We start from the raw sequence: 15,705 nt of genomic DNA, 5'->3' as shown, positions 1-15,705 counted from the left end.
TATCCAAGGCGGATGGACATACAATCTACTAAGAGACAAAGTAGGAGGACGAAGCACGATGAGAACCCATCCGCTGAAATCGGCTGCCGCTGTTCATTTGCGCGAACACGCTTCGCTGTACGTATTTGTGATCGTCCTATTTTTAATGGGCGTCATTTTTGGCGCCATTGTCGTCAACAGCCTCAGTTTCAGCCAAAAACAAGACTTGTACTATTATTTGACGCAATTTTTTGGACAAGTATCGAAAGACAATTTGGCGAGCGCTCACGACATATTCCGCCAAAGCTATATGCATAACGTCAAATACATCGCCTTGATGTGGGTGCTCGGCATTTCCGTCATTGGTTTGCCTATTATTTTCGTCCTGCTGTTTTTAAAAGGAGTCGTCGTTGGCTTTACCGTCGGGTTTTTAGTGAGCCAAATGAGCTGGAAAGGTTTTTTGTTGTCGTTTGTTTCCGTCATGCCGCAAAATGTTGTCGTCATTCCGCTGATGATCGTCATGGGGGTAGTTTCCATCTCCTTTTCTTTGCAAATGGTGCGCCATCAGTTTATGAAACGTCCGCATGGACCGGTCTTTCCGCTTGTGATGCGCTACGCGGCGGCGATGGCGCTGACCGCTGTCGGGCTGCTCATTTCTTCGACGATCGAGGCGTATGTTTCGCCTTTACTGATGAAGCAGGCGGTCAAATGGGTGGTAAATATAATACTAATTATTATATAATAATGGTTATTATTCTCTTGTAATAGTGATTTTACTTTGCCCCTTTCCTCGCATCTCTGCTATAATGGAGGGTGAATGGCGAGGGAGGAATGAAATGATGGAAGAACGCGTGGAACGAATTAAAAAGCAGCTGCATTCGGCCGGCTATAAGCTGACACCGCAGCGGGAAGCGACGGTAAGAGTCCTGCTCGAACATGAAGAAGACCATTTAAGCGCTGAAGACGTCTACCTCCTCGTAAAAGAAAAATCCCCGGAAATCGGACTGGCGACGGTTTATCGGACGCTGGAACTGTTGACCGAGCTGAAAATTGTCGACAAAATCAACTTCGGGGATGGGGTGTCGCGCTACGACCTCCGCAAAGAAGGAGCGGCCCATTTCCATCACCATCTCATTTGCCTTGAGTGCGGGTCGGTGGCGGAAATTCAGGAAGATTTGCTTGAGGACGTCGAAGCCATCGTCGAGAGGGAGTGGAAGTTCAAAATTAAAGATCACCGCTTGACGTTTCATGGCATTTGCCACCGCTGCCAACAAAAACATCAGGAAGAAGAAAAATAAAAAACCTTTTCCGATGGGAAAGGTTTTTTGCGTATAAATAAGGAAGTCAATGGCATATCCTCATACTAACAAATGGCCAAGCTGCCAGTAAGGAGGATGCCATGAAAACCGTTTGGCAAATGGTGAAAGTGTTTCTTTTGTTTACGGGATGCACCATTTTATTTTATTATAGTCTTGTATGGTTTCACCGTGAATATGAATACTATCATCGGTACGATGAGCCCGAGGGGTCGGCGGTCAAGGTGTCGGCGGTCGAACAGGCGCCCCCGACCTGGCTTGACCGGCTGTTATTTTTTTACCGCGATGGGGAGTAGAGAGCGTTGGAACACGAACTGAGCGATTTTTTGCACTATTTGATGGTGGAGCGGAATTTGGCGCACAATACGATCGTTTCATACGAGAGGGATTTGAAAAAATACGCGCGTTATTTGCGGCAGGTGGAGCAGCTTCAGGCGTGGGGCGAAGTCGAGCGCCTTCATATTCTCCATTTTTTAAAGTTTTTAAGCGAACAAGGGCAATCGGCAAGGACGATCGCCCGCCATCTGGCGTCGATCCGTTCGTTCCATCAGTTTTTGCTAAGGGAGAAAATCGCGGCGCAAGACCCGACCGTCCATATTGAAACGCCGCAGTTTGAACGGACGCTGCCGAAAGTGCTGTCGGTCGAGGAAGTGGAAGCCCTGCTGGCCGCGCCGCAAACCGATACGCCGTTTGGGCTGCGCGACAAGGCGATGCTCGAGCTGTTGTATGCGACCGGCATGCGCGTCAGCGAGTTGGTGCAGCTCAACCTCGGCGACGTCCATTTGACGATGGGGTTTGTCCGCTGTTATGGAAAAGGGCGGAAAGAGCGGATCGTTCCGATCGGGCGCATGGCGATTGAAGCGCTTACCCACTATTTGGAGCGAGGGCGCCCGCAGTTGGTCAATCCGCGCCGACGGGCAACGGAGGCGCTGTTTTTGAATCATTACGGTCAACGCTTGACGCGGCAAGGGTTTTGGAAAATTTTAAAGCGCCTCGCGAAAGAAGCCGGCATTGAAAAAGAATTGACGCCGCATACGCTTCGCCATTCGTTTGCGACGCATCTGCTTGAAAACGGGGCCGATTTGCGCGCTGTCCAAGAGCTGCTCGGCCATGCTGATATTTCGACAACGCAAATGTATACGCACGTGACGAAAACGCGTTTGAAAGACGTATACAAGCAGTATCACCCGCGCGCCTAGCGGATGCAGCCGGCTGGGCGCTTGCTCGTCGATGCGGTTGTCAGACTTCTGACCAATGTAACAAAGGCGTGTTTTGCTGAAAAGATGGGAACGATAGGAAGAGACCGAATTTTCATCGTAGGCGGGAGGGATGCATGTGAAAGCAATGTACCGGCGCGTCTTTTTGATTGTCATGGATTCGGTCGGCATCGGCGAGGCGCCGGATGCCGAGAAATACAACGACAAAGGGGCGGACACGCTCGGCCATATCGCCGAGCATCGCGGCGGTCTTCATTTGCCGAATATGGCGAAACTCGGCTTAAGCCATATTCGTGAGATCAAAGGGGTGCCGAAAGTCGATCAGCCGCTGGCTTACTATACGAAAATGAAAGAAGCGTCGGCCGGCAAAGATACGATGACCGGCCATTGGGAGCTGATGGGGCTTCGCATTGACAAGCCGTTTCGCGTGTTTCCGAACGGATTTCCGGATGAATTGATCGCCGAGCTTGAGCGGCGCACCGGGCGGAAGGTGATCGGCAACAAGCCGGCGAGCGGAACGGCGATCATCGAAGAACTCGGTGAGGAGCATATGAAAACAGGGGCGCTCATCGTCTATACATCAGCCGACTCCGTTTTGCAAATCGCCGCCCACGAACAAGTCGTGCCGCTTGAAGAATTGTACCGCGTTTGCGAAATCGCCCGCGAGCTGACGCGCGATGAGCCGTACATGGTTGGGCGCGTCATCGCCCGGCCGTTCATCGGGACGCCGGGCCGTTTTGAGCGAACGGCCAATCGACACGACTATGCGCTCAAACCGTTCGGCCGCACGGTGATGAATGAGCTGAAAGACGCGGGGTATGATGTCATTGCCATCGGGAAGATCGCCGATATTTACGACAATGAAGGAGTGACGCAGTCGTTGCGGACCGCATCGAATATGGACGGCATGGATAAGCTTGTGGACACGCTCGGCATGGACTTTACCGGGTTGAGTTTCGTCAATCTCGTCGATTTTGACGCCAAGTACGGCCATCGCCGCGATCCACAAGGATACGGCGATGCGCTCGAAGAGTTCGACGCCCGGCTTAACGATGTGCTGCCGCGGCTGACGGCGGATGACTTGCTCATCATCACAGCCGATCACGGCAACGATCCGGTGCACCACGGAACGGACCATACGCGCGAATACGTGCCGCTGTTGGTGTACAGTCCGCGTTTTCAAGGCGGAAAGCCGCTCCCGATCCGCGAGACGTTCGCCGATGTCGGGGCGACGATCGCCGCTAACTTCCACGTTGCTATGCCGCCTTATGGAACAAGCTTTTTGTCGGAACTTTCGCCAGCGTAGCCGGCCATGTTCCGGATTAGAATAGAAGGCAAGGGGGAAAGACAGATGGATCGACAAGCGATTGAAAAAGCAGCGGATGTGTTGCGGCAGCGCATGCCGGCACCGCCGGCGATCGGTTTGATTCTCGGTTCGGGGCTTGGCGTGCTCGCCGATGAAATCGAAGAGGCGGTTCGCATTCCGTATGAGGAGATTCCCGGCTTTCCGGTATCGACGGTTGAGGGGCACGCCGGCCGGCTCGTGTACGGCCGGCTTGAAGGGGCGACCGTTGTCGCCATGCAGGGACGGTTTCATTATTATGAAGGATACTCGCTTCGCGAAGTGACGTTCCCCGTCCGGGTGATGAAGGCGCTCGGCGTCCGCGAATTGATCGTGACAAACGCCGCCGGCGGCGTCAATGAACGATTCCACCCCGGCGATTTGATGATCATTTCCGACCATATCAATTTGCTTGGCACGAATCCGCTCATCGGCCCAAACGACCCGGAGCTTGGTCCGCGCTTTCCAGACATGACCGAAGCATACAGCCGGCGCCTGCGCCAGCTCGCCAAAGACGCGGCGGCAAGGCTCGGCATTCGCCTGCACGAAGGGGTGTATGTCGCCAACACCGGTCCATCGTACGAAACGCCGGCGGAAATTCGCATGATCCGGGCGCTTGGCGGTGATGCGGTCGGCATGTCAACCGTTCCGGAAGTAATCGTTGCCCGCCATGCCGGCATGGAGGTGCTCGGCATTTCATGCATTTCCAACTTAGCGGCTGGCATGACTGATGCTCCTCTCCATCATGACGAAGTCGTCGAAACAGCAGAGCGGGTGAAAGCCGACTTTTTGCGGCTCGTGAAAACGATTGTCGCCGAACTGGCGAAATAACGAGAGGTGATCGGGATGAGAATGGTCGATTTGATTGCCAAAAAGCGCGATGGAAAGGCGCTGACGACGGAAGAGCTGGAGTGGATCATCCGCGGTTATACGAACGGAGACATTCCCGATTATCAAATGAGCGCGTTGGCGATGGCCATTTATTTTCGCGGCATGACCGCCGAAGAGACAGCGGCGTTGACGATGGCGATCGTGCACTCCGGCGAGGTCATCGATCTGTCAGGCATTCGCGGCGTGAAAGTCGATAAGCATTCCACAGGCGGCGTTGGCGATACGACAACGCTCGTGTTAGGCCCGCTTGTCGCATCCGTCGGCGTGCCGGTGGCGAAAATGTCCGGGCGCGGTCTCGGCCATACGGGCGGGACGATCGACAAGCTCGAGTCCGTGCCTGGATTTCATGTCGAAATCAGCAAAGACGAATTTCTCCGGCTCGTCAATGAGAATCAGATCGCCATTATCGGCCAAACGGGCGACTTGACGCCGGCGGATAAAAAATTGTACGCGCTCCGCGACGTGACCGCCACCGTCAACAGCATTCCGCTGATCGCTTCCTCGATCATGAGCAAAAAAATCGCCGCCGGGGCTGACGCGATCGTCTTAGACGTCAAAACAGGGGCCGGAGCGTTTATGAAGGATCTCGATGGCGCCCGCCAGCTTGCTCGGGCGATGGTCGAGATCGGCAAGCGCGTCGGCCGCCGGACGATGGCAGTCATTTCCGATATGAGCCAGCCGCTCGGTTACGCGGTCGGTAACGCCTTGGAAGTGAAAGAGGCGATCGCTACTTTGCAAGGAAACGGGCCGCGCGATTTAACGGAACTTTGTTTGACGCTTGGCAGCCATATGGTGTACTTGGCCGAAAAAGCGCCGTCGCTTGCCGAAGCGCGCCGTCTGCTGGAGGAAGCGCTTTGCAGCGGAAAGGCAGCCGCAAAAATGAAAACGTTTTTGGCGGCCCAAGGCGGCGATCCGTCGGTTGTTGACGACCCGGACAAATTGCCGCGCGCCGCGCATACGATCCCCGTTGCCGCTGGCGAGGACGGTTATGTGGCCGAGATCGTTGCCGATGAAGTCGGCACGGCCGCCATGTGGCTTGGCGCCGGGCGGGCGACAAAGGAAGACGCCATCGATTTGGCGGTCGGCATCGTGCTTCATAAAAAGGTCGGCGACCGTGTGCAAAAAGGGGAAGCGCTCGCCACGATTCACAGCAACCGCGCCGATGTGCGCGACGTGGAAGAAAAACTGGCCGCGGCCATTCGGATTTCGCCGCAGCCGGCCGCTCCGCCGCCGCTCATTTACGAGACGATCGGCTGAGGCGAAGCTGTTAGAAAACGCTCGAAACAGTTGGTTTCGGGCGTTTTTTATTTTTGGTTCGTTTGTATAAAAATATCTCTGTTGGAAAAAATGGCATGTATAAAGAATGGAGGTTTGGGAGATGAAAACGACAGTCATTCGTCTGCTTTTATTGCCGCTTCTTCTGTTCCTTCCCCTTTCCGTGCACGCCGAGGAAAAAGAGGCGAAGGGAGCGAAGGTCGAACTAGCCGCTGAGGCGAAATCAGCGATTTTGATCGAACGCGATACAGGAAAAGTGTTGTACGAGAAAAATGCTCATGAAAAACTGCCACCGGCGAGCATGACAAAAATTATGACGATGTTGCTGATCATGGAGGCGATCGACGAAGGAAAGCTCTCCTACGATGAGAAAGTACGGGCGAGCGAATACGCCGCTTCCATGGGCGGCTCGCAAATTTTCCTTGAACCTGGTGAGGAAATGACGGTTGACGAGCTGCTGCGCGGCATCGCCATCGGCTCGGCGAACGATGCTTCGGTCGCCCTAGCCGAACGGATTGCCGGGTCAGAAGAGGCGTTTGTCGAAATGATGAACGAAAAGGCAAAGCGGCTAGGCTTAAACGACACTCATTTTGTCAACGCGACCGGTTTGCCGGCGGAACATCACTACAGCAGCGCTTATGATATGGCCATGATGGCGCGCGAATTGTTGAAGTATGAAGATATTACGAAATATACGAGCAAATACGAAGACTATTTGCGCGAACAGACGGATAAAAAGTTTTGGCTTGTGAACACCAACCGGCTTGTCAAGTTTTATCCCGGTGTTGACGGGCTGAAAACCGGCTTTACGAGCGAGGCGGGTTATTGTTTGACCGCGACAGCGAAAAAGAATGGCATGCGTGTCATTGCCGTCATTTTTGGGGCGCCGACGCCGAAAGCGCGCAATGCGCAAATTACGAAAATGCTCGACTATGCGTTTCAACAATATCAGACCCACCCGGTATACGAACGGAATCAAACGGTCGCTCGCGTGGAAGTGAGCAAAGGCAAGCAAACATCGGTGGCGGCGGTGACATCGGAGCCGGTGTCGGTGCTGACGAAAAAGGGGCAGTCCGTCGAGCAGATTGAAAAAATCGTCAAGGTGAAAGAACGGGTACAAGCCCCGATTCGCAAAGGCGATGAGCTTGGCGTTTTGATTTTGAAAGAGGATGGAAAAGAGATCGTGCGCAGCCCGCTTGTCGCCAAGCAAACGGTCGAAGAAGCGAGCTTTTGGGACTTGTTTAAGCGGGTGTTTAGTCGTTTCGTGCAGGCGGGATGATGTCAAGTTTTGCCGCCTTTTCGCTCTCTTTGGCGAACGGGTACTAGTTTTGTCGGGCGGCAGGATTTCCGAGCGCGGGCAGCGAAACTTCTCCGTATCCTGAAATGGACAAGGAGGAAGACGCTGTGAGTCTCGCGATTGACTTAGAAGTGAAACAAGACGTGCTGATCGTTCGCCTGTCCGGGGAGCTCGACCATCATACGGCCGAAGCGTTGCGCGAACAAGTGACGGATGTGCTCGAAAACCGGGGCATCCGCCATATCGTGCTCAATTTAGGTCAGTTGACATTTATGGACAGCTCAGGTCTTGGCGTCATTTTAGGACGCTACAAACAGATCAAAAACATGGGCGGTCAGATGGTCGTCTGCGCGGTGTCGCCGGCCGTCAAGCGCCTGTTTGATATGTCGGGACTATTTAAAATTATTCGCTTGGAAGCGGATGAGCAATTTGCTTTGCAGGCATTGGGGGTGGCGTAAATGCGCAACGAAATGCACCTCCAATTTTCCGCGCGCAGCGAAAACGAATCGTTTGCTCGGGTGACGGTGGCGGCGTTCGTCGCCCAGCTCGATCCAACGATGGACGAGTTAACGGAAATCAAAACGGTCGTCTCAGAGGCGGTCACCAACGCCATTATCCATGGCTATAACAACGACCCGAACGGCATTGTCTCTATTTCCGTCATCATTGAAGACGGCATCGTCCATTTGACCGTGAGGGACGAAGGGGTCGGCATCGCCAATATTGATGAGGCGCGCCAGCCGCTGTTTACGACCAAACCGGAACTAGAGCGTTCGGGAATGGGATTTACCATTATGGAGAACTTCATGGACGAAGTCATCATTGAATCGGAAGTGAACAAAGGGACGACCGTGTATTTGAAAAAGCATATTGCCAAAAGCAAAGCGCTATGTAACTGAGGGAGACATGCCTATGGATGTCGATGTCAAGCAAGATCAGTCGCCAATCAAAGACCAGGAGATGAAGGAGCTGATCCGCCGCAGCCAAGAAGGCGATCAAGAAGCGCGCGATGAAATTATTGAAAAAAACATGCGCCTCGTCTGGTCGGTCGTCCAACGTTTTTTAAATCGCGGCTATGAGGCCGACGACTTGTTCCAAATCGGCTGCATCGGCTTGTTAAAATCGGTCGATAAATTTGATTTGTCGTACGACGTCAAGTTTTCGACGTACGCCGTGCCGATGATCATCGGGGAGATTCAGCGCTTTCTTCGCGATGACGGCACCGTCAAAGTGAGCCGCTCACTGAAAGAGATGGGCAATAAAATCCGCAAGGCCAAAGACGAGCTGTCAAAAGCGCGCGGACGGGCGCCGACGGTCACCGAAATCGCCGATCATTTGGGCATTGCCAAAGAAGAGGTTGTCCTCGCTCAAGAGGCCGTCCGCACGCCGACGTCGATTCACGAAACGGTGTACGAAAACGACGGCGATCCGATCACGCTGCTCGATCAAATCGCCAACGATGACGAGGCGTCATGGTTTGACAAAATCGCTTTGAAAAAAGCGATCGAAGAGCTTGATGAGCGCGAGCGGCTCATTGTCTATTTGCGCTACTACAAAGATCAAACCCAGTCCGAAGTGGCAGCAAGACTCGGCATCTCTCAAGTGCAAGTATCCCGGCTGGAGAAAAAAATCTTACAGCACATCAAAGAGAAAATGGATGGCTAGAAACCTGCTTGATGAAAGAATGGGCCTTCGCTGCCCATTCTTTTCTATTTTTATGAAATCGATGGCGAATGCGGCCGAGCCGCATGATCGGCTTGACTGTCCACCAAACTAATGAAAAAAAGACAAAGGTGTGAAGCAAATGGCCAACACCGTATTTATTAAGCCGCGCCATCGCGTGCAAGTCGAGCCGGGGGCGGCGGTCACGCTCGGACAAGCGGCGCAAATCGCTGCGGCGGATGGCGAACTCGTCGAGCGGCTGCGGGCGGTCCCGCTCTACCGGGTGCAGCCAAGCGATAAAACGATCGTCATTATCGACATGATGCAAATGGTCAAGGCCGTGCTCGATGTCGATGAATCGCTCGATGTGCAGATGGTTGGCCCATCGCAGACGATCGTCGAAGTCGTGTATGAAAAGCGAAAAGTTCCGCTCGTCGTTTTCCTGCTCGTTTGGCTTCTTTTGTTCGTTGGTTCGGCGATGGCGATTATGAATTTCCACGAAGATGTGAGCATGCAACAAGTCCAACGCCATTTGTATGAAATGATCACCGGTCAGACGGTGGATAAGCCGCTTCTTTTGCAAATTCCGTATTCGCTAGGGCTTGGCATCGGGATGATTTTGTTTTTTAACCATTGGTTCCGCAAACGCATCAACGAGGAGCCCAGCCCTCTGGAAGTCGAAATGTTCCACTACCAGCAGTCGATCGATCAGTACGTCATTTTGCATGAAAACAAGGAAAGTTTGAAACCGCTTGACGATGCTTGACGTGCTGCTGGTAGTGTTCGTCGGCTTCGCTGGGGGGCTGGCGGTTGGAACCGGCTTTGTTGCGTTTCTCGTCGTGCTTGGCGTCATCCCGCGCCTGACGCAGCTGACGAAAACGATGAAGCGCATTCACGCTTATGAATGGGGCGCGGTGTTTGGCGCTCTCGTCGGCGGTTGGGTGAGCCTTCGCCATTCGGTCTTCCATTTGTCCAAATATTGGCTGGCGCCGATTGGGCTTCTGCACGGCATATTTGTCGGAATGCTCGCCGCCGCGCTCACCGAAGTGCTGAACGTTTGGCCGATTTTAGCGAAACGAATCGGGGTCGATGAGAGAATCGTCGCTTTATTGATGGCCATCGCCTTTGGCAAGGTGGTGGGCTCTTTGTTTCACTGGCTATATTTTGTCGATCATTTTCGCTGACAAAGGGGGACGAAAACGTGGGATTGAGAACCGATTATCTCCGTGAAGTCAAAGCGTTCCAACCTTCTCCCCCGTACGCGGCCAATGCGGGAAAAGCGTTTCTTGTCGGCGGGGCGCTTTGCGCGCTGGCGCAATGGCTGGCTGATTGGTATGGTGGTACGTTTGCCGCTTCAGCGCTCGAGGCCCATTTATGGGCGTCGATCGTCATGGCTGGATTGGCGATCGGACTGACCGCTGTCGGAAAATATGATGACATTAGCCAATTCGCCGGCGCGGGGGCGACGATGCTTCTTACCGGGCTCGCCAATGCGCTGGCTAGCGCCGCCATCGAGCACCGGAGCGAAGGGTGGATGGCCGGGGTGGGCGGGCAGATGTTGAAAGCCGGGGGCGCGGCGATCATTTACGGAGTGATTGCCGCCTATGTGCTCGGTCTGTTCTGGCCGTAGGAAAGAGGGGATCGCCATGAAGCGCGTCGGAAAACAGACGTGGTTGTTTGATGAAGGAGTCTACATTCAAGCGGCCGCGGCGGCGGTCGGGCCGTTGGAAGCGGATGGGCCGCTCGGAAAGTATTTTGATATTTGCTATCGTGACCTATATTGCGGGGAAAAGACGTGGGAGCTGGCCGAACGGCGGCTGATGCGGGAGGCGGTCGGCCGCTGCTTGCAAAAGGCGGGCGTTTCCGCTGAAGAGGTCGATCTGTTTTTGGCCGGCGATTTGTTGAACCAACAGGCTACATCCAACTATGTCGCTCGCGAGCTGCCGATTCCGTTTTTATGTTTGTTTGGCGCCTGCTCCACTTCGATGCAGACGTTGGCCGCCGCCGCCGCGTTGGTTGCCGGCGGATTGGCCGATCGGGCGCTCACGGCGACAAGCAGTCATAACGCCACGGCTGAACGGCAGTTTCGCTATCCGACCGAACTCGGAGTGCAAAAGCCGAAAACGGCGACGTTTACGGTCACCGGCGCCGGTGCGGCGCTCATCGGGCGCACCCCGGGGCGCTGGCGCATCCGGGCGGCGACGATCGGCAAAGTGATCGATGCCGGGCTGACCAATCCGCTCGATATGGGAGCGGCGATGGCTCCGGCTGCGGCCGATACGATCGAGCAGCATTTCCGCGACTTAGGCGCATCGCCAAGCGATTACGACTTGATTGTCACCGGCGACTTGTCGCGCGTTGGCAGCGTCATCGTTCGGGAGCTGCTTGCCGAAGCGGGCTATGACGTCAGCGAGATGTACAACGATTGCGGGCTGATGATCTACCGGCCGGATCAAAAGGTGTTTGCCGGCGGCAGCGGCTGTGCGTGCTCGGCCGTTGTCACGTACGGCTATTTGCTTCATGAACTTGCCCGCGGCGCGTTTCGCCGTCTGTTTGTCGTCGCGACCGGGGCACTGTTGAGCCAAACGATGGTGCAGCAAAAACAGTCGATCCCGGCTATCGCTCACGGCGTCGTCATCGAAGCGGCCGGGCAAGAGCCGGATGGGCCACGATCGGGGGGAATGTGAGATGGAATATGTCCGCGCGTTTTTGGCCGGCGGGCTTGTATGCGTCATCGCCCAGCTCCTGATCGACCGCGGGCGATGGACGCCGGCCGGGGTGGCCAGCCTGTTGGTCGTCCTCGGCGTCATCCTCGGGTTTGGCGGCGTATACGATCGATGGGTCGCTTGGGTCGGCGCGGGGGCGATGTTGCCGTTAAGCGGGTTGGGCTACGTTTTCGCGAAAGGCGTCATGGCCGGGCCGCAGCCAAGCGGACTTGTCGCGACCGGGGGAGCCGTGTTCCGCTTCGCTGGCGCGTTGCTCGCTTTTATGGTGGCGGGTTCGTTTGCCGCTGCGCTTATTTGCAAACCGAAAGGGTAGAGACGATGGAAAAACGACGGGTCATTTTAGTGACGGACGGAGACGAATTCGCCTGCCGAGCGATCGAACGGGTCGCCGCCGACGTCGGCGGCCGCTGCATCTCCTGCTCGCGAGGCAATCCGACCAAGTTGAGCGGCGAGGAGCTCGTCAAGCTGATTTTGCAGACGCCCCACGATCCGGTGTTTGTGATGTTTGACGACTGTGGTGCCATCGGTGAGGGAGCGGGCGAAGAGGCGCTTCGCTATGTGGCGACGCACGAGCAAATCGAGGTGCTTGGCGCGCTGGCGGTCGCGTCCAATACGCATCAGCACGAATGGACAAAGGTGCATGTGAGCATTGACCGCGACGGCGTGATGACCGAATACGGGGTCGATAAAGAAGGGATCCGCGATTTGGATGTGGGCCGCATCAACGGCGATACCGTCTACTGTCTTGACCAGCTGAACATCCCGCTGATTGTCGGCATCGGCGACATCGGAAAAATGGGGCGCCGCGACCGTGCCGAACATGGGGCACCCATTACGCGCAAAGCGGTTGAGTTGATTCTCGAAAGGAGTGGTGGCCATGGCGGAAAAAGAAAAAAAGAAGACGCCGATAGCGGGCAATCTCGTTGACAACACCAAGTTTTTGCAGGAGCGAATCGGCGTCGGCACAAGCTTTGATTTAGGCGTGCGAAAAATTCGTGTCTTAAACCGGGAAGTACATATTTATTACTGCAACGGTTTATGTGACACGCAATACATCATCGAATTATTGAAGCAAATCGTGCGCGTCAACGATGATGAACGGCAAGAATCGCAAGCGTGGAAAATCATTGAAAATCGGCTTGTCCATCAGCAAGTGAGCCCGGTGATGAGCCTCGATGAGGCCGTCGATAAGCTGCTTTCCGGGCTGATCATCGTCCTTGTCGAAGGGGAATCAACCGGATTTGCGGTCGACGTCCGCAGCTATCCGGGCCGGCAGCCGCAGGAGCCGGACACGGAAAAAGTGGTGCGCGGCGCCCGCGACGGCTATGTCGAGAACATTATCGTCAATACGGCGCTCACCCGCCGACGCATCCGCGACGAGCGGCTGCGCTTTGAAATGTTGCAAGTCGGCGAGCGATCGAAAACGGACGTATGCATCGCCTATATTCAAGATGTCGCCGACCCCGGGCTGGTTGAGCTGGTCAAAAAAGAGCTTCAACAAATCCGGGTCGATGGCTTGACGATGGGCGACAAAACGGTTGAAGAGTTTTTAGTCAAGCAAGGCTACAACCCCTATCCGCTCGTCCGGTACACGGAGCGGCCTGATGTGGCGGCGACGCATTTGCTTGAAGGGCATGTGCTCATTATGGTCGACACATCGCCAAGCGTCATCATTACGCCGACGACGTTTTTCCACCATGTCCAGCATGCCGAGGAGTATCGGCAGTCGCCGGGGGTCGGAACGTTTGTCCGCTGGGTGCGGTTTTTAGGCATTTTGTCGTCGCTGTTTCTGCTGCCGCTGTGGGTGCTGTTCGTTTTAGATCCGTCGCTGTTGCCGGAACCGTGGGCGTTTATCGGCCCGAACAAACAAACGAACATCCCGATTGTCGTACAAATTTTGTTGGCCGATTTTGGGATTGAATTTCTGCGCATGGCCGCCATCCACACGCCGACGCCGCTCTCAACGGCCATGGGCTTAATCGCCGCCGTCCTCATCGGGCAAATCGCTATCGATGTCGGGCTGTTTGTGCCCGAAGTCATTTTGTATGTCGCGGTGGCCGCGATCGGCTCCTTTGCGACGCCGAGCTACGAATTGAGTGTCGCCAATAAAATTTCCCGGCTCGCTCTCGTTATTTTGGTCGCGCTGTTTCACGTGCCGGGGCTCGTCATCGGCACGACCGTTTATTTGCTTTGGCTCGTCAGCATTCGCTCGCTCAATACCCCGTATTTATGGCCGTTCATTCCGTTCGATCCGGCAGCGTTTATGCAAATTATCGTCCGCCGTTCCGCCGCCGGGGCGAAAGTGCGTCCGAGCATCGTCCATCCGCAGGACCGGCAAAAACAACCGACGTGATCCCGCGCCCCTTTATCCGGCGGCCGCTCCCGATGGCATGGATGGGCGGCCGCTTTTTCGCTGTTGGCGCTATTGCAACTTTTTTGTCATTATGATAACGTAATATTTGATATTTACCGCCTTTTCCGAGCGGTGAAGCGGACGTTCGTTTTGGTGCGAACGCGCCAACGGGCATGTCCGAATCGCAGCCTAGTGCGCGGCAGAGCCGGTTGCTCTGCGGTTTTGTTTTTTCAGGGCCGCTGTCGGCGGCCAACGGCTTTTGGCTTTTCGTGCGCCATTTTGATGAGGAATGAGGGATGGTCGTGTTTTTGCATGGAACAAGCCGCGTCAATGAAAAAGGACATTTGGAAATCGGCGGCGTCGATGTCGTCGAACTGGCTGAGACGTACGGCACGCCGCTTTACATTTATGACGTTGCCTTGATCCGCGCCCGGGCGCGCGCGTTTCAGGAAGCGTTCCGCCGCCATGGTGTGCGGGCGCAGGTCGCTTACGCCAGCAAGGCGTTTTCTTCCATCGCCATGGTGCAGCTCGCCGCCGAGGAAGGGCTGTCGCTTGACGTCGTGTCGGGCGGGGAATTGCATACGGCGCTTGTCGCCGGATTTCCGCCGGAGCGCATCCATTTTCACGGCAATAACAAAAGCCGGGAGGAGTTGGCGATGGCGCTCGAATCCGGCATCGGCTGCATCGTCGTCGACAATTTTTACGAGTTGGAGTTGATCGAAGAGCTGGCAGGGGCCTCCGGTCGAACGGTGCCGATTTTGCTGCGCGTCACGCCGGGAGTTGAAGCGCATACTCATGACTATATTTTAACAGGACAAGAGGACTCGAAGTTTGGTTTTGATTTGCACAATGGACAAGCTGATCAGGCGTTTCAGCGCGTGATGTCGGCGAAGGCGTTTCGGCTGTTGGGCGTCCATTGCCATATCGGCTCGCAAATTTTTGAAACGGCCGGATTTGTGCTCGCGACGCAAAAAGTGTTTGCCAAGCTGGCCGAGTGGAATCGCGAGCACCGTTTCATCCCGGAAGTGGTCAACCTTGGCGGGGGATTTGGCATTCGCTATACCGAAGAGGATGATCCGATTCCCGTGGCGATGTACGTCGATTGCATCGTTGAGGAAGCGAAAAAACAAGTCCGCGAATACGGGCTGCCGCTTCCGGAAATTTGGATTGAGCCGGGGCGCTCGCTTGTCGGCGATGCCGGCACGACGATTTATACGATCGGTTCGCGCAAAGACGTGCCGAACGTCCGAACGTACGTGGCCGTCGATGGTGGCATGAGCGACAACATTCGCCCGGCGCTGTATGGGGCGAAATACGAAGCGATGCTCGCCAACCGGATGTGGGGAGAGCGGACGGAAGTCGTATCCATTGCCGGAAAGTGCTGCGAGTCAGGCGATATGCTCATTTGGGATTTGGCGCTCCCGGAAGCGAAACCGGGCGATTATTTAGCCGTTTTTTGCACGGGAGCGTACGGCTATTCGATGGCGAACAACTACAATCGCCTGCCGCGCCCGGCTGTCGTCTTTGTTGAAAACGGCGATGCCCAGCTCGTTGTGAAGCGGGAGACGTATGACGATTTGATTCAGTATGATTTGCCTTGGAAAACGAAAGTGAAAAAGTGAAGGCCGCTGGTTTGGGAAGCGGCCT

The 15,705-nt window shown here is 55.2% G+C and carries 19 protein-coding genes; all 19 read left to right on the top strand.

Going from position 1 to position 15,705, the window contains the following annotated elements:
• Positions 1-58: 58 nt before the first annotated feature.
• The 19 genes from spoIIM (at position 59) to lysA (ending at position 15,680) form a co-directional block, all read left to right on the top strand.
• Positions 59-721: a stage II sporulation protein M gene (spoIIM, locus tag GC56T2_RS11300; protein ID WP_144975251.1), complete on the top strand. Its 663-nt coding sequence runs from the start codon at positions 59-61 to the stop codon at positions 719-721.
• A 97-nt stretch (positions 722-818) separates the two neighbouring features.
• Complete coding sequence (fur, locus tag GC56T2_RS11295; protein ID WP_144975249.1) at positions 819-1,277, top strand: ferric iron uptake transcriptional regulator; 459 nt, start codon at positions 819-821, stop codon at positions 1,275-1,277.
• 101 nt (positions 1,278-1,378) lie between these two features.
• On the top strand, positions 1,379-1,591 hold the full coding sequence (locus GC56T2_RS11290) for a YqzK family protein (protein ID WP_144975247.1): 213 nt from the start codon (positions 1,379-1,381) through the stop codon (positions 1,589-1,591).
• A 6-nt stretch (positions 1,592-1,597) separates the two neighbouring features.
• On the top strand, positions 1,598-2,494 hold the full coding sequence (gene xerD / locus GC56T2_RS11285) for a site-specific tyrosine recombinase XerD (protein WP_033023535.1): 897 nt from the start codon (positions 1,598-1,600) through the stop codon (positions 2,492-2,494).
• A gap of 130 nt (positions 2,495-2,624) precedes the next feature.
• Entirely contained in the window at positions 2,625-3,818 is a 1,194-nt protein-coding gene (gene deoB / locus GC56T2_RS11280) for a phosphopentomutase (RefSeq protein ID WP_172706132.1), read from the top strand.
• A gap of 45 nt (positions 3,819-3,863) precedes the next feature.
• Positions 3,864-4,685, top strand: coding sequence for a purine-nucleoside phosphorylase (locus tag GC56T2_RS11275; protein ID WP_144975243.1), 822 nt, complete (start codon positions 3,864-3,866; stop codon positions 4,683-4,685).
• Between the two features lie 15 nt (positions 4,686-4,700).
• Entirely contained in the window at positions 4,701-6,002 is a 1,302-nt protein-coding gene (locus GC56T2_RS11270) for a pyrimidine-nucleoside phosphorylase (protein WP_144975241.1), read from the top strand.
• A gap of 121 nt (positions 6,003-6,123) precedes the next feature.
• Positions 6,124-7,299, top strand: a complete 1,176-nt coding sequence (locus GC56T2_RS11265; protein ID WP_144975239.1) for a D-alanyl-D-alanine carboxypeptidase family protein — start codon at positions 6,124-6,126, stop codon at positions 7,297-7,299.
• 125 nt (positions 7,300-7,424) lie between these two features.
• On the top strand, positions 7,425-7,775 hold the full coding sequence (gene spoIIAA, locus GC56T2_RS11260; RefSeq protein ID WP_144975237.1) for an anti-sigma F factor antagonist: 351 nt from the start codon (positions 7,425-7,427) through the stop codon (positions 7,773-7,775).
• Positions 7,776-8,216, top strand: a complete 441-nt coding sequence (gene spoIIAB / locus GC56T2_RS11255) for an anti-sigma F factor (protein ID WP_144975235.1) — start codon at positions 7,776-7,778, stop codon at positions 8,214-8,216.
• Between the two features lie 13 nt (positions 8,217-8,229).
• Entirely contained in the window at positions 8,230-8,982 is a 753-nt protein-coding gene (gene sigF / locus GC56T2_RS11250) for an RNA polymerase sporulation sigma factor SigF (protein WP_144975234.1), read from the top strand.
• A 139-nt stretch (positions 8,983-9,121) separates the two neighbouring features.
• Positions 9,122-9,745, top strand: a complete 624-nt coding sequence (locus GC56T2_RS11245; protein WP_144975232.1) for a stage V sporulation protein AA — start codon at positions 9,122-9,124, stop codon at positions 9,743-9,745.
• The gene (locus tag GC56T2_RS11240; RefSeq protein ID WP_172706139.1) at positions 9,738-10,163 is read left to right on the top strand and encodes a stage V sporulation protein AB; all 426 of its coding nucleotides are present in this window, start codon (positions 9,738-9,740) and stop codon (positions 10,161-10,163) included. Before GC56T2_RS11245 ends, GC56T2_RS11240 begins: the two co-directional genes overlap by 8 nt.
• 17 nt (positions 10,164-10,180) lie before the next feature.
• Entirely contained in the window at positions 10,181-10,609 is a 429-nt protein-coding gene (locus GC56T2_RS11235) for a SpoVA/SpoVAEb family sporulation membrane protein (RefSeq protein ID WP_144975228.1), read from the top strand.
• A 16-nt stretch (positions 10,610-10,625) separates the two neighbouring features.
• Positions 10,626-11,666 carry a stage V sporulation protein AD gene (spoVAD, locus tag GC56T2_RS11230; protein WP_033023514.1) on the top strand — a complete coding sequence of 347 codons (1,041 nt, stop codon included), beginning with the start codon at positions 10,626-10,628 and terminating at the stop codon, positions 11,664-11,666.
• Between the two features lies 1 nt (position 11,667).
• Positions 11,668-12,018: a SpoVA/SpoVAEb family sporulation membrane protein gene (locus GC56T2_RS11225; protein WP_144975226.1), complete on the top strand. Its 351-nt coding sequence runs from the start codon at positions 11,668-11,670 to the stop codon at positions 12,016-12,018.
• Positions 12,019-12,023: 5 nt separating this feature from the next.
• Positions 12,024-12,632 carry a stage V sporulation protein SpoVABEA gene (gene spoVAEA, locus GC56T2_RS11220; RefSeq protein WP_144975224.1) on the top strand — a complete coding sequence of 203 codons (609 nt, stop codon included), beginning with the start codon at positions 12,024-12,026 and terminating at the stop codon, positions 12,630-12,632.
• Entirely contained in the window at positions 12,583-14,058 is a 1,476-nt protein-coding gene (locus tag GC56T2_RS11215) for a spore germination protein (protein WP_144975222.1), read from the top strand. The genes spoVAEA and GC56T2_RS11215 overlap by 50 nt, the downstream gene beginning before the upstream one ends.
• Positions 14,059-14,360: 302 nt before the next feature.
• Positions 14,361-15,680, top strand: a complete 1,320-nt coding sequence (gene lysA, locus GC56T2_RS11210) for a diaminopimelate decarboxylase (RefSeq protein ID WP_144977286.1) — start codon at positions 14,361-14,363, stop codon at positions 15,678-15,680.
• The last annotated feature ends 25 nt before the right edge of the window (positions 15,681-15,705 follow it).

Origin of the sequence: Geobacillus sp. C56-T2, from assembly GCF_007829715.1 — a bacterium.
Lineage (GTDB): Bacteria > Bacillota > Bacilli > Bacillales > Anoxybacillaceae > Geobacillus > Geobacillus icigianus.
The sequence above is the reverse complement of the archived record's forward strand: the minus strand, read 5'-3'. Positions and strand labels throughout refer to the sequence as shown.